This window comes from Mucilaginibacter sp. FW306-07-L (genome assembly GCF_058782065.1).
Genome location: NZ_JBYSXI010000001.1, coordinates 431606 through 448308 on the forward strand (window position 1 = coordinate 431606; position 16703 = coordinate 448308).

General features: G+C 39.6%; 17 protein-coding genes and 1 tRNA gene. 8 read left to right on the forward strand and 10 right to left on the reverse strand.

All coding sequences use genetic code 11. The features are described 5' to 3' along the window. Positions 1-50: 50 nt before the first annotated feature. Positions 51-1385 carry a hypothetical protein gene (locus tag AC3WJC_RS01895; RefSeq protein ID WP_492397376.1) on the forward strand — a complete coding sequence of 445 codons (1335 nt, stop codon included), beginning with the start codon at positions 51-53 and terminating at the stop codon, positions 1383-1385. 137 nt (positions 1386-1522) lie between these two features. Beyond that, entirely contained in the window at positions 1523-2281 is a 759-nt protein-coding gene (locus tag AC3WJC_RS01900) for a glycosyltransferase (RefSeq protein WP_492397377.1), read from the forward strand. Between the two features lie 122 nt (positions 2282-2403). Here AC3WJC_RS01900 and AC3WJC_RS01905 read toward each other — a convergent pair whose 3' ends face one another. The 6 genes from AC3WJC_RS01905 to AC3WJC_RS01930 form a co-directional block, all read right to left on the reverse strand. Then, positions 2404-3666 (reverse strand): hypothetical protein, encoded by a 1263-nt coding sequence (locus AC3WJC_RS01905; protein WP_492397378.1) that lies wholly within the window; start codon positions 3664-3666, stop codon positions 2404-2406. Positions 3667-3680: 14 nt separating this feature from the next. Then, the gene (locus AC3WJC_RS01910) at positions 3681-5231 is read right to left on the reverse strand and encodes an NAD(P)/FAD-dependent oxidoreductase (RefSeq protein ID WP_492397379.1); all 1551 of its coding nucleotides are present in this window, start codon (positions 5229-5231) and stop codon (positions 3681-3683) included. Next, the gene (locus tag AC3WJC_RS01915; RefSeq protein ID WP_492397380.1) at positions 5228-6214 is read right to left on the reverse strand and encodes a glycosyltransferase family 2 protein; all 987 of its coding nucleotides are present in this window, start codon (positions 6212-6214) and stop codon (positions 5228-5230) included. Before AC3WJC_RS01915 ends, AC3WJC_RS01910 begins: the two co-directional genes overlap by 4 nt. A gap of 260 nt (positions 6215-6474) precedes the next feature. Beyond that, positions 6475-7725 carry a tyrosine-type recombinase/integrase gene (locus AC3WJC_RS01920; RefSeq protein WP_492397381.1) on the reverse strand — a complete coding sequence of 417 codons (1251 nt, stop codon included), beginning with the start codon at positions 7723-7725 and terminating at the stop codon, positions 6475-6477. Further along, the gene (locus tag AC3WJC_RS01925; RefSeq protein WP_492397382.1) at positions 7713-8096 is read right to left on the reverse strand and encodes an Arm DNA-binding domain-containing protein; all 384 of its coding nucleotides are present in this window, start codon (positions 8094-8096) and stop codon (positions 7713-7715) included. The genes AC3WJC_RS01920 and AC3WJC_RS01925 overlap by 13 nt, the downstream gene beginning before the upstream one ends. Before the next feature lie 261 nt (positions 8097-8357). Continuing rightward, positions 8358-8431, reverse strand: a tRNA-Asp gene (locus tag AC3WJC_RS01930). Positions 8432-8783: 352 nt separating this feature from the next. On the opposite strand from AC3WJC_RS01930, the gene AC3WJC_RS01935 reads away from it, so the two are divergent. The 4 genes from AC3WJC_RS01935 (at position 8784) to AC3WJC_RS01950 (ending at position 11673) form a co-directional block, all read left to right on the forward strand. Beyond that, a complete protein-coding gene (locus AC3WJC_RS01935; protein WP_492397383.1) occupies positions 8784-9797 on the forward strand; it encodes a PfkB family carbohydrate kinase in 1014 nt (337 codons plus the stop codon). Then, a complete protein-coding gene (locus AC3WJC_RS01940; protein ID WP_492397384.1) occupies positions 9790-10449 on the forward strand; it encodes a beta/alpha barrel domain-containing protein in 660 nt (219 codons plus the stop codon). The genes AC3WJC_RS01935 and AC3WJC_RS01940 overlap by 8 nt, the downstream gene beginning before the upstream one ends. A 95-nt stretch (positions 10450-10544) precedes the next feature. Then, on the forward strand, positions 10545-10952 hold the full coding sequence (locus AC3WJC_RS01945; protein WP_492397385.1) for an Rrf2 family transcriptional regulator: 408 nt from the start codon (positions 10545-10547) through the stop codon (positions 10950-10952). Positions 10953-11022: 70 nt separating this feature from the next. Next, complete coding sequence (locus tag AC3WJC_RS01950; protein WP_492397386.1) at positions 11023-11673, forward strand: NAD(P)-dependent oxidoreductase; 651 nt, start codon at positions 11023-11025, stop codon at positions 11671-11673. Between the two features lie 65 nt (positions 11674-11738). Here AC3WJC_RS01950 and AC3WJC_RS01955 read toward each other — a convergent pair whose 3' ends face one another. Beyond that, positions 11739-12743 (reverse strand): hypothetical protein, encoded by a 1005-nt coding sequence (locus AC3WJC_RS01955; protein ID WP_492397387.1) that lies wholly within the window; start codon positions 12741-12743, stop codon positions 11739-11741. A gap of 207 nt (positions 12744-12950) precedes the next feature. Between AC3WJC_RS01955 and sucD the strand changes: the two genes are divergently transcribed. Beyond that, a complete protein-coding gene (gene sucD / locus AC3WJC_RS01960; protein WP_492397388.1) occupies positions 12951-13829 on the forward strand; it encodes a succinate--CoA ligase subunit alpha in 879 nt (292 codons plus the stop codon). Positions 13830-14041: 212 nt separating this feature from the next. Then, positions 14042-14407 carry a methionine-R-sulfoxide reductase gene (locus AC3WJC_RS01965; protein ID WP_492397389.1) on the forward strand — a complete coding sequence of 122 codons (366 nt, stop codon included), beginning with the start codon at positions 14042-14044 and terminating at the stop codon, positions 14405-14407. Here the strand turns inward: AC3WJC_RS01965 and AC3WJC_RS01970 are convergent. From AC3WJC_RS01970 to AC3WJC_RS01980, 3 genes are all read right to left on the reverse strand, one after another. After that, positions 14404-14817: an HIT family protein gene (locus tag AC3WJC_RS01970; RefSeq protein ID WP_492397390.1), complete on the reverse strand. Its 414-nt coding sequence runs from the start codon at positions 14815-14817 to the stop codon at positions 14404-14406. The two genes, AC3WJC_RS01965 and AC3WJC_RS01970, sit on opposite strands and share 4 nt — an antisense overlap. A gap of 179 nt (positions 14818-14996) precedes the next feature. After that, positions 14997-15470, reverse strand: coding sequence for a transcription elongation factor GreA (greA, locus tag AC3WJC_RS01975; RefSeq protein WP_492397391.1), 474 nt, complete (start codon positions 15468-15470; stop codon positions 14997-14999). Positions 15471-15743: 273 nt separating this feature from the next. Further along, positions 15744-16679, reverse strand: coding sequence for an NAD(P)-dependent oxidoreductase (locus AC3WJC_RS01980; protein ID WP_492397392.1), 936 nt, complete (start codon positions 16677-16679; stop codon positions 15744-15746). Positions 16680-16703 lie beyond the last annotated feature (24 nt).

The following is a 16703-nucleotide window of genomic DNA, read 5'->3' on the forward strand; positions in this document are numbered from 1 at the left end:
TTTAACCATTTTGTAAGAATTACTTTAAAGGAAATATTTAAATCATTTGAATGTGTAGGAGACCATTTAAAAAGATCGCGTACCTTGGATTATTGATTCTCTTAACTATCCAGTTCTTTACCGATTTTATCCCCGTTGTAAACAAAGATCAATTTTCGACATTTCAATTTGATAGCGAAGCATTGGCTGTTGGGCGAATTGTCAAGAGCAAGAAAGATGGTTTAACTTCATATTCATGTTTTCAAGGAAGATTGTTGTTGTATGATCCCGATTTGCGAGACTTTAACGCCTATTATAATAAAGAAAATGCCAAAGGTGATGACGGCTATGAGCCGTACTATTCCCAACCGGGTTTTCAATCGTTGTTGTATAGTTGTATTGCCGAAACCCTACCAATGTCAACATGGGATGTATTTCGTATCTGTCAGCTGCTCAACTCCTTAGCTACAGCCGGAGTCTTATTACTATTCTGCAATTGGGTGGAAAAGAAATGGGGCGGCACAACTATGATTTTGACCTATTTGTTTATTTTTTTTTCGCCTTGGTTAGTCATATTTTCGCACACGATATATTGGGTTCCGTTCTTCTTTTTTGCACCTTTCATTTTAAGTCTTGTTATTTTTCCACTCATTGTAAATAATAAAAAAAACATAAATAAATCGACATTTTGGTTTTTTTTTCTTTTGATATTTATCAAATTCCTATTTACCGGTTTCGAATTTATAACAACAACAATTATATCAGGATTGTGTCCCCTTGTTTTTTATCATGTTTTAAATAAAGAAGTTTTAAAAGTGACATTTGAAAAGGTATCTATAGCCTTACGAGGGATGATGTTTGGAACTACAATCTCACTTGTGCTTCTTTTGGGGCAATTAACACATCAATTTAAAAATGTAAGCTATGCTTTTAGCTATATAATTTACTCTTTTAGTAAAAGAACATTTATAGAGAGCAATAAAATGGATTTGCCTTATTTAGATAGCGTTCATAGTAATTCGTTCGACGTTATCAACACTTACTTAGAGGGCCATTTTCTGCCTAACTGCCAAAACACATTCTTACAGGTGTTAAACGATCTCTGTACATTTTACTCATTAATAATCTTACTCGTTGCAATCAGTTCATATAGAATGTTTTTTGAAACAAAAAGCCGTTCAATTTCAGAGCGTCTCTTAGATCGGTCACTTATTGCAATGTTATGGTTCTCTCTGTCAAGTCCCTTATCCTGGTTTGTAATCTTTAAAGGTCATGCATACATACATACACATATAGATTTTATAGTCTGGTACATGCCATTTATGCTGATCGGATATGTTGTCATTGCTATCACGATCAGAGATTTATTTTTACGGTCTAAAATGTTGTTTAAATTCAAAATATAACATGAATGTTATCAAACTAACCAAAAGAATAGCGTCGCCTCCTGACGTGTGAACCTCATGAATTTCGTCGTTACAATAACTTCGAAACTGCTATTGCAAATAACTGAAATCATCTATTTTGGTGAATTACATTATTTATGAAGAAACAAATCACTTTAAGCGTTATAGTGCCTTGCTATAACGAATCAACTAGGCTAGATGTTCAAATTTTCAAGGATTTTATAGAATTTAGGAAAGACATAAAATTCTGTTTTGTTAATGACGGAAGTACTGATCGGACACAAGAAATTCTGACTTACATATCGCAGCTGTGTAATGATGTCATTGTGATCAACCTTGTAGAGAATGTTGGAAAAGCTGAAGCCGTAAGACAGGGATCTCTTTATATGCTAGCAAATTTCAACTGTGAATACGTTGGCTTTATTGACGCCGATTTGGCCGCACCTTTAACGGAGTTAGAAATAATGCTCGATAATCTGGTAAGCAACAGTAACAGTATAGATGGCATTTTTGGTTCTCGAGTAGCCTTATTAGGTATGTCAATTAAAAGATCTGCTTTTCGGCATTACTCTGGAAGGATGATTGCAACAATAATAAGTATAATTCTCGATGAAATAATATATGATACCCAGTGTGGACTCAAAATCTTCAAAGCTGATCTTGCACAGTTAGTTTTTTTCGAAAGATTCCAAACAAAGTGGTTATTTGATGTAGAGATATTCGCCCGGCTAAAGAAAATTCATGGGCCTTTGAATAGGAAACTTAGTGAGTGTATTTGTGAGAAACCATTGTTGATTTGGCGAGACCCTGGCGATAGTCGAATCAAATTATTAGAGATATTGTTGTTGCCGATAGATATTTTGAAGATATATTATTATTACCGGTGGAAAAAATAAATAACTAAGACATCAAAGTCATTGGATGGGTTGATTGTATAAAGTTAAAACTACTATTTACTGCAAAGGTTGCTGAGCATTGTTACTACTTTCATATATGCATGATGTCCTAATTAAAAAAATCAATATGTGGAACTATACAAATAAGTATAGACAATAAAATAGCCAATATAAACTATGAAGGCTCCTTGAATAAATAAAGCTTTAAAAAAAGTTAACTTGTTGGTAATCATTTTGTTGATCCACAGTGCAATAGCCAAGGAGCTTCCAATCATGCTCATATAAACATAGCGATCTGATATATAATACCTGGACATCGGAATTATATGAAGAGTTAAACAAATGTTGATAAAAAAAAACAAAGCACACCATATTCCGATAAAGTGTTTTTTTAAATTAAAACGGAGAAGTCCAAATATTCCAAGAATGATTGGAATAAATGCAAGAGCATAAAAGGTGATTGGTAATGTCTCACCTGGCTTAATAGGGAAATCTGTGTAGAAACCAAGCCGATGCGGCAGGACGGTTCTGAATATATACACGTTTAAGGCCTGCAACCCCAGTACAATGCGCTGGCTTAGGGGATAATAGTCGTTAATTAATCTATCCTTAAATACGCTTTCTTGAGCTTTTATACTTATAATCGCAAACAATAAAGACAAGGTAAAAAATGGTAATTTTTCAACAATGCACTTTATAACTTCTTGGTTTCTATTAAGCACAAAATCAATTGAAAGTAGTGATAACGGCAAAACGATTGTCTGCTCTTTAAAACCAAATGAAAGAACGAAAAAAACTATTGAACTAAAATAAAAATGCCAATATCTGTACTCATAATAATATATATAACACAGTATTGATAGCAGCGAAAAGAGGGAATACAATAGGATTTTTGATGCAGCTATCCACGCTACTGATTGTACCTGCATCGGATTAATCAAGAAAATAAGCGCCGTTATGAATGCAATTGAATCAATTCGATCGGTAGCACCTTTGTGTGGTAAATTTCCAACGTTTTTGACCAAACGTTTAATTACGTAATATACTAAACAGGAATTCATAATATGTGTTGACAAGCACAGCAAGTGATAGTAAAGGGGGTCATCTTGTACAAAATAATATATTATAGAATATACTAATGTATTAAGTGGCGAGTATTGCCCTTCGTAGAAACTTCCAAAGTAATCCTTCATATGATCCAAGTTGAGGCTCGTAACTTGCACGTTTTCGAAGAGTACCCAACGATCATCCTCCGCACCGGTGAAATAGTGATGGTTTAAAATAGGCAAGTATGAAATTATGCCTATAATTATCAGTGTGTAAATATGGAAGCGTTTGAAAAGTTGCTTATTATTTATAGCCTGGGTAAAAAATGTTTCGACCATCTTGTCTTAATCAGCTATTTTTCTTCATGATATTGTTTTTCTGTATTAACCGACCAGATATTGGATCTATCTGAGCGGTGCTCTTTTATGTTTGCAACCATTTCCATCGCGGTCAACATGCTATGATCGCTATTGTTATACCTGTGCATCCCATTACGCCCGATGACATAGAGGTTTGGAAGGGTATCTAAAAATTCTTGAAGCTCTGGAAAGCCGCTATATGTACCATTATAAGAAGGATAAGCTTTTTTGACTCTAATAACAGTGGTATCTAATACAGCGTTATTGGTGATTAAGCCTATATTCACGATTTCGTTAATCGAAAAAGCAGTTATCTCCTGATCACTGCAGTTCCATAAATACTCAGATTCGTTGGTAAAATATTCGATTCCTATCCATGTATTTTCTTTATATTTGCTCATAAAGGGACTCCAATTATTAAATATTTGCATTCTTCCCGCTGTAACACCTTTGTCTTGAATATATATCCAATTATCAACAAGTTCCTTTTGTATTTCTGAATTAGCAAAACCGGTCAACAATATACCAACAATAATAAAGTCACGATATAATAGACCTTCTGCAATGCTCCTGATGTTTGCAGGAATATTTAAATTTTTGCTTTTATAAATAAGATCTTTTAAGGGCATTGTCGAAACGAATAGATCGGCTGGTAATTCGTATTCATATTCTTTTAATTTGTCTTTAACGAAACATGATCGTAGTGAGTTTTCTGCATTGAAAAGAAGCTGGGTCACCGAACTATTCAGTCTAATTTCTCCGCCTAATTCTATTATTTTTTGGGCGACTTCTTCCCAAAGTTGCCCCGGTCCTAGCTGAGGATACATGAACTGCTCAATAAGGCTCGTTTCTTTTGTCGTTTGCGAAAGCGACCTGTCTTTTATCCATATTGATCGTATTGAATCTGTAATTGTTTTGAAAAAATTCAGATCTTTTATACGTTGATGTCCCCAACTGGCAGGGATCTCGTCACATGACCTACCCCAGACTTTCTTTGTATAATCGGCGAAAAATCTTTTATAAAGAACATTACCGAAGCGGTTGATAAAAAAGTCGGCTAAACTATTTTCCGGTGTAATTGGGTTAACCTTCGCCCAACCGTATGAGGCTATAATCTTACCGATTTCAACTATTCCTATATTTTTTAATGTCTTAAGGTTGAATTTTAAGGGATAATCATAAAATTTTTTGTCAAAGTAAATTCGGGATTTTCGCTGCCGGAGAAGCATTTTGGGGGTCCTGTCGTCAACGTCACAACTATTTTGTTTGGATGTATGATCTTGATATTTAGCTTCATCTCCATCCATTTCAACTTGTTCTAATGGCATAAACTTTAACCACCATTCTATAATCTTGTCACTTTTTGAAAAGAAGCGATGGCCCCCGATGTCAATTAGATTGCCGTTATAATCAACAGTTTTTGATAACCCCCCAACCTGAGACTCTGTCTCAAGAATAATCGGCTTTATCGTTGTTTTGGTTAGAAATTCGTAGGCCGCTGTTAATCCAGCAGGCCCCGCGCCAATTATTATAACACTTTTCATATTTGCTTTGTAATAGAAGGAAGCTTAAACGTCTCTTTTTGAATATTTGAATCACTAACAACATAAACTGGGCGATTACGCGATTCCAAGTAGGTTTTGCCTATATATTTTCCAATTATTCCCATAAGTACATATTGAAATCCGGAAATAAATAAGAAACTAGCAATGATGGAAGTCCAACCTGGTACTGTTCCTGAATTCGTCAGATAACTATAAACTGCATAAAAACCATAAATAAAAGATAGGAAAGAAAACATTAGGCCAATGCTAATAGACAATCGCAATGGACTTATACCATATGCAAACATTCCAACTTTACATAGTGCGAACATTTTTCGCCATGTATATTTCGGCTGACCCCACAGACGTTTCGCTACTTCAAATTCAATCGTAGTCTGTTTAAATCCGACCCATGATATTAATTCTCTAAAAAAGATATTTTGCTCTTTGATCGATTTTACGACTTCCAATACTTTTTTATCGATCAATCTAAAATCCGGTCCATTTGTCAATATTTTGTCCTTTGAAAAAGAGTTAATCGTATAGTAAAAAAGACTAGAAAATATTCTTTTCAAAAATGGAATAGACGAATTTGTTCTTCTGACAGCGTTAACAATATCATACCCCTCATTCCATTTCCTAATAAGATCAAGTATCGATATAGGGGGTTGCTGAAAATCTGCATCTATGCATATAACGCAATCAGCTTCTACTACCGAGTCGTATCCAGCCTTTAAAGCGATTTGATGGCCAAAATTCCTTGACAGACTTAAAAAAAATATATTAGTATTTGTAGCGCTTAAGACTTTTAGTACCGTAAGCGAATTATCTGTACTTCCGTCATCAATGAAAATTATTTTAAAGGTATAACCGCTAAGGAGATTAGACAATTCTCGTGCAAGCGAAGGAATGTTTTTTTCTTCATTGAAACAAGGTATCAACACCACGATCCTAGAAGCAAAATGAGGTTCGGTAGATTTCATATAAGTTTAGGTCTAATGTTAGTCTAACATAGTATAAGTTACTAATTTAAATGTACATATTATTTAGATAAAATTCAATTGGGTTAAAGTGCAAAGGTTTGAATGGTTATCATTTCATTACTATGTCGGTCACGATATGTTAAAGGCGAATAGAATCTTAGTATTGTCTTTGAGTCCTAATAATGACCACATCAATGCCCTTAGAAAGATTTACTTTATGAAATTTTATAAATGCACTAATATGACCACATAGGTAAGCATCAAATTAAAACCCATCGATGCAAAACATCGTCTGTCGGATTTAAAACCAGTTTTGCTTTTAAATTCCTTTCTAAAAAGTAAAAGGATGAATTAAGTGTTTGTTCAGCATTACCAAGTTTTTCAGACGGGCCGAAATAGTTAATTATTAGCGCAAAGGCAGGTTCGCTATCTAGTTGGCTATCCCATGTGAGCAAATTGTTCTGCCGGTATTTTAGATATTCGCGGTAGGAAACCCAGCTGATTGAAACCTTCAAGCCTTTTAAATCATCCAACTCCCGGAGAATAGGTGCAATAAAAGCTATGGTATCTTCATATGCGTTATTTCGCACTTCGGTTACATTGAAAGGCGCGTTCGCCATATCAACCTGCCCTGATCGTAAGACATGGCTAGGTTTTGCATCTAAGGCATATGGCAGTGCTTTCATATCATTACTCACTTTTTTGTCTTTAACCCTAGAGTAAATTTGCGTCGTGGTGATCTTGGTATGCCTCAGCATCTTGCTAACTGTTTCCATTGGTATCCCATTTTCTAAAGTTACTGTTGTAGCAAAGGTATGCCTGGCAGTGTGGGTAGTTAGCTTTTTATTGATGCCACATAATTCCGCTATTTCCTGTAAGTACTCATTCATTTTCTGATTGCTTCGCATGGGCAACAATTTGTTTCTTGTGACACATTTAGGGTGATCTTGGTATTTATCGATGATCGCAATAGCTTTGGGCAGCAATGGTACGTTTGCTTCAATTTTTGACTTGGTGCGTTCTGTAATGATCCAAAGTTCACCGTCTGTTTTACGAACGACGTGCTGGGGCGTCAGTTTACAGGCACCGACAAAGGCATATCCTGTGTAGCAAGAGAATAAATAACAATCAGCAACTTCTTTCAGACGGTCAGTAGTGAAGTTTTTGGATTCAAGAATTTGTAACTCTTCCGCCTCAAGCTCGGTACGGGCAACCTTATGGATAGTGCAGACGAATGCTTCAAATGGATTGTGGGTGATCCATTTATTTTGGCAAGTGATATTGACGATCCGCTTTACCCGTTTGATGTAACTCATCGTTACGTTGTGACTGATATTATCATGTGCTTTTAAATAATGTTCAAAATCAGTTATAAACGAATACTTCAACGCATCAAGGTACATGTCCGGGACTTTGTATTGGTATTTCAGGAATTCAGCGACTTTGACCTTGATGGTCTCATATTTCGTATGCGTCGCCTTGACCACCCCCTTGCCGATCAATTCGTACATCTTTGAGTTATGCTCTTCGACACCTCGAGCAATTTCCGTCGCGCATCTACTTGCTTGTCTTTACCAAGATATTTTATTTTAATAAGTTCTGCCGAAACATTTACGTCCGCATTAATAAGTCGATCAAAAGTCCGTTCGATCTCTTTTTTAATAACGCCAATTTCGGTGTTGATCTTCTTTGACGAAGCGCTTCCATCCATCATCAAACCATAACTCGCACTCCAGTTATTCAACTCCACTCTTAGATTTGTTGAGATTTCAGCCCGTTTTCCTAAATAAGTAAGTCTGACGTAGAGGGGAACCAAATTATCCGGTGACTTTCTTGCCCTGTTAGCCCATACTAAAACTGATAAATTGCCTGCATTCTTCATTTGTTGCTCCTTTTAAGCCTTTTGTAATTGAATTAATTGATGCCTTTTGGTTCGTTTTAGATTGATTTTATTCGCTCTAAAACTCTATAAATCAATTAATTAAAAGCTTATTCGGTTAACAAATATAGCAGACCTTCCTTGTTAACCGAACTGTTAACCGAGGATGGCATTTTAGATGATTTGAAACGAGTGGTTTTGACATAAAAAAACCGCTTAATTCGTTGAATTAAGCGGTTTCGGTAAGTTTTGAAACTCTCTAAGCGGAATGGACGGGACTCGAACCCGCGACCCCATGCGTGACAGGCATGTATTCTAACCAGCTGAACTACCACTCCGTTTTTGGTGATGCAAATATAGGCACGATTTTCTATTCTGCAAGAGGTTTTTTAAAAAATCTAAGGTTGACAGATCTAATTTATATCCTTTGTAATGTAATTATTTAGTAGTCTATAGGTTACGGTAATATTATTTTTTTAATTTTTTTCAGGAAGCCTTGTTTCAGCTATTAAATAAGGCTTTTAACAGAACCAATAGTTTATTATTAGCTCCATAATAGGTGCCTCTTTAAGTATTCTCGAATACTCGTAACATCAAAAAGGCAAATGCTTAAAACTTGCTTATTGACTTAAAAAAAGCGTTATTTGGATTTAAAGCTTCATCTGCTCGTGTCTGTTATTTTTATTGTATATGAAATATATTCTTTGCTTTGGTGAATTACTGTTGCGTATTACGCCGGACGCATCAGGAGAATGGCTGGCTAAAAACAACCTCCCATTTTTTATAGGTGGGGCTGAGCTAAATGTAGCTACCGCACTTGCTTTATGGCAACTGCCGGTACAATATTGCACGGCTTTGCCCGGTAATTACCTCTCTAAACAACTACTTAGCCACTTACAGCAAAAAGGTATTAATACTGATAAGGTGCAGTTTAGTGGAGATCGTATCGGATTGTATTACCTAACCAAAGGGCAGGATGTAAAGCACGATGCACTGATATATGACCGTGCGCATTCATCCTTTGCTGAACTAAAGCCGGGCATGATCAATTGGGATGAGGTGCTGGCTGATGTGAGCTGGTTTCATTTCAGTGCCATATCGCCGGCGGTAAGCCAAAGCGCGGCTGATGTTTGCCTGGAGGCGGTTAAGGCGGCTTCGGCCAAAGGTATTACGGTATCGGTCGATCTGAATTACCGTGCCAAGTTATGGAAGTATGGCAAATCACCCATTGAAATAATGGAACAATTACTGTCTTATTGTGATGTGGTGATGGGTAACGTATGGGCCGCCGAAGCGATGCTCGGCATCGCGGTTGTACCTGATATTCACGAGAGCGGCCAAAAAAGTATCTACCTTAAAGAAGCGCTTAATACATCCGAAGAGATTGTTAAACGTTTCCCTAAGTGTAAAACGGTAGCCAACACCTTCAGGTTTGGTAACAACAATGAGATCAATTATTACACCGCCTTATATACCGACGGGCAATTCATCAGCTCAAAAGAGTACTCATCAAACCAAATTGTTGATAAGGTGGGCAGTGGTGATTGCTTTATGGCCGGGCTTATTTACGGCTTGTATAATAATTGGGCAGCAGCGCAGGTGCTGGAATATGCCACGGCTGCCGCCTTTACCAAATTATTTGTGGAGAGCGATACCACCAACAAAACCGTTAACGAAATACAAAACGCTATAAGTAATGAATAAAAAGGAACAGGTATTTGACAGCATTGTAACGCAGGGTATGCTGCCGCTGTTTTATTATGATGACGCGCAGGTAAGTATTGAGGTTACCCGTACGTTATACAGGGCAGGGGTGCGGGTGTTTGAATATACCAACCGCGGCCCGCAGGCCTTGGATAATTACCGTGAATTAAAAAAGATACAACAAATAGAATGGCCCGATCTGCACCTCGGAATAGGCACTATTAAATCTGTTGAAGAGGCTGAGATATTTATCAGCGCCGGGGCCGATTTTATCGTATCGCCCATAATTAACCCCGAGGTTGCCCGAGTTGCCCAAAAGCATAAATTATTGTGGGTACCCGGATGTATGACACCGACCGAGATCTACACCGCACAGCAGCACGATGCAGGCCTGATCAAGCTTTTCCCGGCCGGAACTTTAAAGCCGGATTTTTTAAGCGCTATAAAAGAGCTATTCCCGGGGCAGTTGTTTATCCCTACCGGTGGGGTTGATACTACCAAAGAGAGTATATTAGCCTGGTTTAGGGCAGGGGTATGCGCTGTAGGTATGGGCAGCAAACTCATCAGCAAAAAAGTGCTTGACGAAAAGCTGTATGATCAGCTATATACGGACACTGTATTTGTTAGTGAGCTTATTCAAAGCTGTAAATAATCCTAAAGTCATTGTTTTGTAATTACAATGGGTTGGGTATTGACACAGCCAGCAATTACCTTACATTTGTACTGTAATAAAAAACATTACAGTTAATGAATAACGTACGGTTTTCAACAGCGCTTCATATTTTAACCCTTCATTATTACATGAAGGATGAAATGCTTACTTCGGACTTTGTAGCAGGCAGCATGAACGTGAATGCCGCCATTGTACGTAAAGAAACCAGTAACCTGCGTAAATATGGGTTAATTACCACTAAGGAGGGCAAGGGGGGAGGCACTATGCTTGCCAAACCGGCTAAGGAGATTCGCCTGTCCGAGGTATATAATGCCGTAAGGCAAGCATCCCCGTTAGGAAAAAAAAATGTACCTAACCCGGCTTGTCCAGTTGGCAGGCAGATCAATACCGAACTGGAAATTTTGTATAACAAGGCCGAAGAAGTGATGGTGAGCCGGTTGGCCGCAGTTACGCTTGAGGCTTTTTGTAAACCGATAAAATAATTTTTTTAATCAATACTGTAACTAAATAAATTACAGTTATGTCAATAACAACTTAAATAAAAGCAAAAACATGAAAGTAGCATTAATTGGTGCCACAGGCTTTGTAGGCACAGCGGTATTAAACGAACTGGGGAAACGTGGCCATGAAGTAATAGCCATTGCCCGTAGCATTGATAAACTGAAAGCCGGTGAACAGATCACCCCGGTTAAGGCTGATGTTTATAACGAGGATGAAGTTGTTGCTGCCGTTAAAGGCGCTGATGCCGTTGTAAATACCTTTAACGCCGGCTGGACTAACCCCAATATTTATGACGATTTTTTGCGCGGCTCAAAAGCTATCCAGGCAGGTACTAAAAAAGCAGGCGTTAAAAGATTTTTTACAGTTGGTGGTGGCGGCAGCTTATATGTTGCCCCCGGCGTGCAATTGGTTGATACGCCAACCTTCCCCGCCGAATACAAGGAAGGTGCTACCGCCGCCCGTGATTATTTGAATTACATCAAAAACGAAACTGAGCTCGACTGGACATTCCTGAGTCCGGCTATTGAAATGCACCAGGGCACCGCCGGCATTATTAAAGGTACCTACCGTGTAGGACTGGATGAGCCTGTATTTGATGAGAACCACCGCAGCATTATTTCAGTAGAGGATATGGCTACCGCTATTGTTGACGAGTTGGAAAACCCGAAACACATACGCCAACGTTTTACAGTGGCTTACTAAGGTACCTAAAGGAAAATCGGGCTAAACAAAACGGGCGTTACATCAATTTGTAACGCCCGTTCTGTTTATTTTTTCGGATCGCAAATGGTAGTGAGCTTTTTGGTATAGTCGGGTTCAAGCGGCTCGTTGGTTTGGGCCAGGCGTTGGGCACCTACGTTTGCGGGGCAGGCTATGCCGTAAGGTGCATCGTAAATTATAGGGTCTTTACCAGCCTTATCAATCAATTCTTTCGGCACAAAAATTTGTACTTTGGTTATAGAATAGCCTTGCGGAATATAGCGGATGTAGTACCCGTCCGGATGTAATGACCATGTGCCTGATGGGTATTCGCTGTTATTATTAGGCGCAATACCGGCCAGTATCGCGTATTTTTCCATTTCCTCATAACTCGCGCTGCCTGATGCGGCTAACCGCCTGATGTTGTTCTCGGCTTCAAACACGGCTTGTACCGGCGCAGGTAATTTGCTTTTGGCGCTTTCCATCACGTTGTTGGGTAAAATACCCAGTGCGCCGCCTTCCAGGGTTAAGAGTTGTTCCGGCGTAAGCAGCACAGCCGCGGTCGCTTTTATCTCGGTACTAAAATCGGCCAGTTTGGTACGGGCAATAATGGCCCAAAGCAACACCTGTATGTTGCGTTGTTTAACCTCCGGATGCTTTTCGGCACTCTTTAAAATGTTGATCACTACGTTTTTCTTAGGTCCTTCAACCGGTGCAAGCATATAGCCATCGCCCGTGCTTGGGCCGCGGGTGCCGGCGTGCAGGCAATAGCTTTTATTGGTCATTTCGTATAGTCCGGCACATAAAATGTAGCCACCGCCGGTAGCTTTGGGCAGCAGGTACAGAGGTTGAGCCGCGATACCTTCCTGAAAAGTTGGTGGTTGTGCGCCCTTGGTTATGGCATCATCCTTAAAATTAGTGGTAATAGCGGCCGGTTGTTTAATGATCTTATTAAGGCTCAGGCCAGTGCCGCTCAGCATATCAGTGCCTTTTTTTAGCAATCCGCCTAACTGTGCATAGCCGGGTTGTGTAATGGCAATGCAGGTAATTATTGCAAAAATTAATTTTTTCATGGTAAAGGTGTGTTTTTTATAGTTCCGAAAGATATCAATAGCATCCTGTAGCCACAACAAAAACTTTTTTATAACATACATAACCGGAGTGATGGTGCGAAGAGCATCATTTAAATGTTAGATTGTAAAAAAACACAGCCTTTAAGGTGTTAAGGTATCTTAGTTAATAAAATAATTTTAGCTTTGCATTGAATAAAAAAAAAGCCAATGAGTGTTCTTGTAAATAAAGATTCCAAAGTAATAGTTCAGGGTTTTACCGGTAACGAGGGCACTTATCATGCCTCGCAAATGATTGAGTACGGCACGCAGCTTGTAGGTGGTGTAACCCCCGGCAAAGGCGGCCAAACCCATCTAGATCGTCCGGTTTTCAACACCGTTAAAGATGCTGTTGATACTACTGGTGCTGATGTTTCTATCATATTTGTACCCCCGGCTTTCGCGGCTGATGCTATTATGGAAGCTGCTGAGGCAGGCATTAAAGTTATTGTTTGTATTACTGAGGGTATCCCTACAAAGGATATGATCCAGGTGAAAGAATATTTAACTGATAAGAATACCCGTTTAATCGGTCCTAACTGTCCGGGTATCATCACTGCTGATGAGGCTAAAATCGGTATTATGCCGGGCTTTATCTTCAAAAAAGGTAACGTAGGTGTGGTTTCAAAATCAGGTACCTTAACTTATGAGGCGGTTGACCAGGTAGTTAAAGCAGGTTTAGGTATCACTACCGCTATCGGCATTGGTGGCGACCCGATTATCGGTACACCAACCAAAGAAGCGGTTGAACTGTTAATGAACGATCCTGAAACGCATGGCATCATCATGATCGGTGAAATTGGCGGTGGAATGGAAGCTGAAGCTGCCCGCTGGATCAAAGAGCATGGCACTAAACCGGTAGTAGGCTTTATTGCCGGCCAAACAGCGCCTCCGGGCCGCCGTATGGGCCACGCCGGTGCTATTGTTGGCGGTGCCGACGATACTGCTGCAGCCAAAATGAAGATCATGGCTGAGTGTGGTATCCGCGTGGTAGAGTCACCTGCTGAAATTGGTGCTGCTATGGCTGAGGAACTGGCTAAATTAGCGTAAGGCTGAAAGCATAAAGGCGAAAGCCAAAAGCTATTATAATATGAGAAATCCTGGTTGAAAGACCGGGATTTTTTTGTTTTCAGGCTGATGTCAGCGCCATGTAAACAACGTGCCGGTTAAAACCATTCTGCCCATAATTAAGTATATTTATACATCAGGTAAATCACCGAAATGATCGGTGAAATCATAACCTAATGTGTAATCCTATTACTATGAAATATAACGAATTGACACCCGAAGAAGAAAGGGTAATATTATACAAAGGCACTGAGCGTCCGTTTACAGGCACGCTGTTAAACAACAAAGCCCAGGGTGTGTACGTGTGCAAGCGTTGCGATGCGCCGCTGTACCAGTCTGACGCTAAGTTTGAGAGCTTTTGCGGCTGGCCGAGCTTTGATGATGAAATACCGGGCGCTGTACGCCGCGAAACCGATGCCGATGGCAGCCGCACCGAAATCCTCTGCGCCAATTGCGGGGCACACTTAGGGCACGTGTTTTTGGGCGAGGGTTTTACCGCCAAAAACACACGCCATTGCGTAAATTCAGTATCAATGAAGTTTGTGCCGCTGGCAGATTAAATATCTTCGGAGTTTTGGCGCAGGGCCTCTTTTATTTTGTCTTTGGTAGCTTCCAACTGCTCATCGGTAAAGCTTAGTTTGGGGCGCGAAAAGTTGATATCGTCCACATGGTTAACCGGAATAAGGTGGATATGCACATGTGGCACTTCAAGGCCTATAACGGCTACGCCAATACGCTGGCAGGGGATAGCCTTTTCAATACCTTTGGCTATTATTTTAGCAAAAATATGCAGGCCGGTATAAGTTTCGTCGTCAAGGTCAAAAATATAGTCAATCTCTTGTTTAGGGATAACCAGCACATGGCCTTCAGCCAGGGGAGATATATCTAAAAAGGCTAAAAAATCATTGCTTTCGGCAACTACATGGGCCGGTATTTCGCCCGCTACTATTTTTGAAAATATACTTGACATCGATGTAATTATTGATTTATTGAGGGATTGAATTATTGATTATTTATCTTTTAATTATCGAATTATTGAAGGATTGAATTAGTGAATTGTTTTTTAAAACTCAATAATTCACTAATTCAATTAACCATACTTGTATTTAATTCAATCCTTCAGTAATTCGATAAATCAATAAATAATTTTTACCTGCTTATCTCAAGCACCTCAAATTCAATTTTACCGGCCGGTACGGTTATCTCAATTTTTTCGCCTACTGATTTACCTAATAAGCCCTGGGCAATAGGTGAGCTTACCGATATTTTACCCGCCTTGAGATCAGCCTCTGTTTCTGATACCAACTGATAGCTCATGGTAGCACCATTTTTCAGATTCTTGATCTTTACGATAGAAAGCGCTAATACTTTTGAATTATCCAGTTTTGATTCATCAAGCAAGCGTGCGCTGGATAGCACCCCTTCAAGTTTGGCTATCTTACCTTCATGTAGTCCTTGTGCTTCTTTAGCGGCATCATATTCAGCGTTTTCTGAAAGGTCGCCTTTATCGCGTGCTTCGGCAATAGCTTTGGCTATGTTAGCACGGCCTGTAGTTTTTAAATACTGTAATTCTTCTTTTAATTTCTCTAAACCTTCTTTGGTATAGTATGATACCTCTGCCATAACGCACTAATTAAATTTAAACTGTTAATGTTTTCGGTTAATGTCAAAAAAAAACCGCCCTTCCTTTTCATCACAAAAGAAGGACGCGACTCTTTTAAAAAACAAACAAGACTATGTAAACCCTTCGGCCCGCATAGTCTTGCTTTGATATAAAACGAAGATAAAGGATTTAAATTTTAATCTCCAAATTTTTTATCAAGTAGAAACTTGATAGTCCATAGACCATGGTCGATAGTCTATAGTATTAATACTTCTCAAACCATGGACTATGGTCTATTGACTATCGACCACCAAAGGCAACTTCCCCGCCAGCACCTCACTTATTTTCCGGTACGATTCAAATGTCCAGCCGGCTACGTGCGGGGTGAGGATCACCTTGTTGGTTTTGCACAGATCGGCATACCATTCCTGCTCGCCCAGGGCCGGGAATTTTTCAACCTCAAGCACATCCAGCGCGGCACCTATTATTTTGCCCTGCTCAATGGCGTTCAGTACCGAACGTACCTTTGCCGTTTTACCGCGCGATGTATTGATGAAAAATATCGGCTTTTTAAAGTGGAAAAAATATTCATCATTAGCCAGGTATTGCGTTTCGGCAGTAAGCGGAACGTGCAGGCTGAGTATATCGCTGTGCTTAACAATTTCTTCCATGCTTACCTCGCGGGTATAGCGGTCGCTAAAGCCGGTTTTATACTTATCATAAGCAATCACGTTAACCTCAAAGCCGGATAGCTTGCGGGCGAAGCTCTGGCCCATGTGGCCGTAACCAATAATGCCCACGGTGCGGCCTTTCAATTCGTAACCACGGTTTTCTTCGCGCAGCCATTTGCCATCACGTACCTCCAGGTTGCCAATGTTAAACTTGTTCATTAAAGCTAACAGCATACCTACGGCATGTTCGCCTACGGCATCGGAGTTTCCCTCGGGGGCATTATATATGTCGATGCCTTTTTGGGCGGCGTAATCACCATCAATATTATCAATACCGGCACCGGCACGGGTAATAAAACGCAGGTTAGGGGCGGCATCCATAAAGGCCTTATCAACCTCAAATTTTGAGCGGATGGCCAAGCCCTCGTAATTGGAGATAACGGCAAGCGCATCGGCCAGTTTAAAATCAGGATGATAATCGCAGGTGTAGCCCTTTGATTGGGCTATTTCCATGTACGACGGATGCAGGTCGTCAACTATTAAAATATTATTTTTCAAAGCCAAACTGTTATATTCGGCCGC

Excerpts from the sequence above, each read along its gene's own strand:
- AC3WJC_RS01945 (WP_492397385.1), top strand. The coding sequence starts at position 10,545 with ATGAATAACGTACGGTTTTCAACAGCGCTTCATATTTTAACCCTTCAT.
- AC3WJC_RS01955 (WP_492397387.1), bottom strand. The coding sequence starts at position 12,743 with ATGAAAAAATTAATTTTTGCAATAATTACCTGCATTGCCATTACACAA.
- AC3WJC_RS01895 (WP_492397376.1), top strand. The coding sequence starts at position 51 with ATGTGTAGGAGACCATTTAAAAAGATCGCGTACCTTGGATTATTGATT.
- AC3WJC_RS01965 (WP_492397389.1), top strand. The coding sequence starts at position 14,042 with ATGAAATATAACGAATTGACACCCGAAGAAGAAAGGGTAATATTATAC.
- AC3WJC_RS01940 (WP_492397384.1), top strand. The coding sequence starts at position 9,790 with ATGAATAAAAAGGAACAGGTATTTGACAGCATTGTAACGCAGGGTATG.
- AC3WJC_RS01900 (WP_492397377.1), top strand. The coding sequence starts at position 1,523 with ATGAAGAAACAAATCACTTTAAGCGTTATAGTGCCTTGCTATAACGAA.
- AC3WJC_RS01925 (WP_492397382.1), bottom strand. The coding sequence starts at position 8,096 with ATGAAGAATGCAGGCAATTTATCAGTTTTAGTATGGGCTAACAGGGCA.
- AC3WJC_RS01920 (WP_492397381.1), bottom strand. The coding sequence starts at position 7,725 with ATGTACGAATTGATCGGCAAGGGGGTGGTCAAGGCGACGCATACGAAA.
- greA (WP_492397391.1), bottom strand. The coding sequence starts at position 15,470 with ATGGCAGAGGTATCATACTATACCAAAGAAGGTTTAGAGAAATTAAAA.
- AC3WJC_RS01970 (WP_492397390.1), bottom strand. The coding sequence starts at position 14,817 with ATGTCAAGTATATTTTCAAAAATAGTAGCGGGCGAAATACCGGCCCAT.
- AC3WJC_RS01950 (WP_492397386.1), top strand. The coding sequence starts at position 11,023 with ATGAAAGTAGCATTAATTGGTGCCACAGGCTTTGTAGGCACAGCGGTA.
- AC3WJC_RS01915 (WP_492397380.1), bottom strand. The coding sequence starts at position 6,214 with ATGAAATCTACCGAACCTCATTTTGCTTCTAGGATCGTGGTGTTGATA.
- AC3WJC_RS01910 (WP_492397379.1), bottom strand. The coding sequence starts at position 5,231 with ATGAAAAGTGTTATAATAATTGGCGCGGGGCCTGCTGGATTAACAGCG.
- AC3WJC_RS01905 (WP_492397378.1), bottom strand. The coding sequence starts at position 3,666 with ATGGTCGAAACATTTTTTACCCAGGCTATAAATAATAAGCAACTTTTC.
- sucD (WP_492397388.1), top strand. The coding sequence starts at position 12,951 with ATGAGTGTTCTTGTAAATAAAGATTCCAAAGTAATAGTTCAGGGTTTT.
- AC3WJC_RS01935 (WP_492397383.1), top strand. The coding sequence starts at position 8,784 with ATGAAATATATTCTTTGCTTTGGTGAATTACTGTTGCGTATTACGCCG.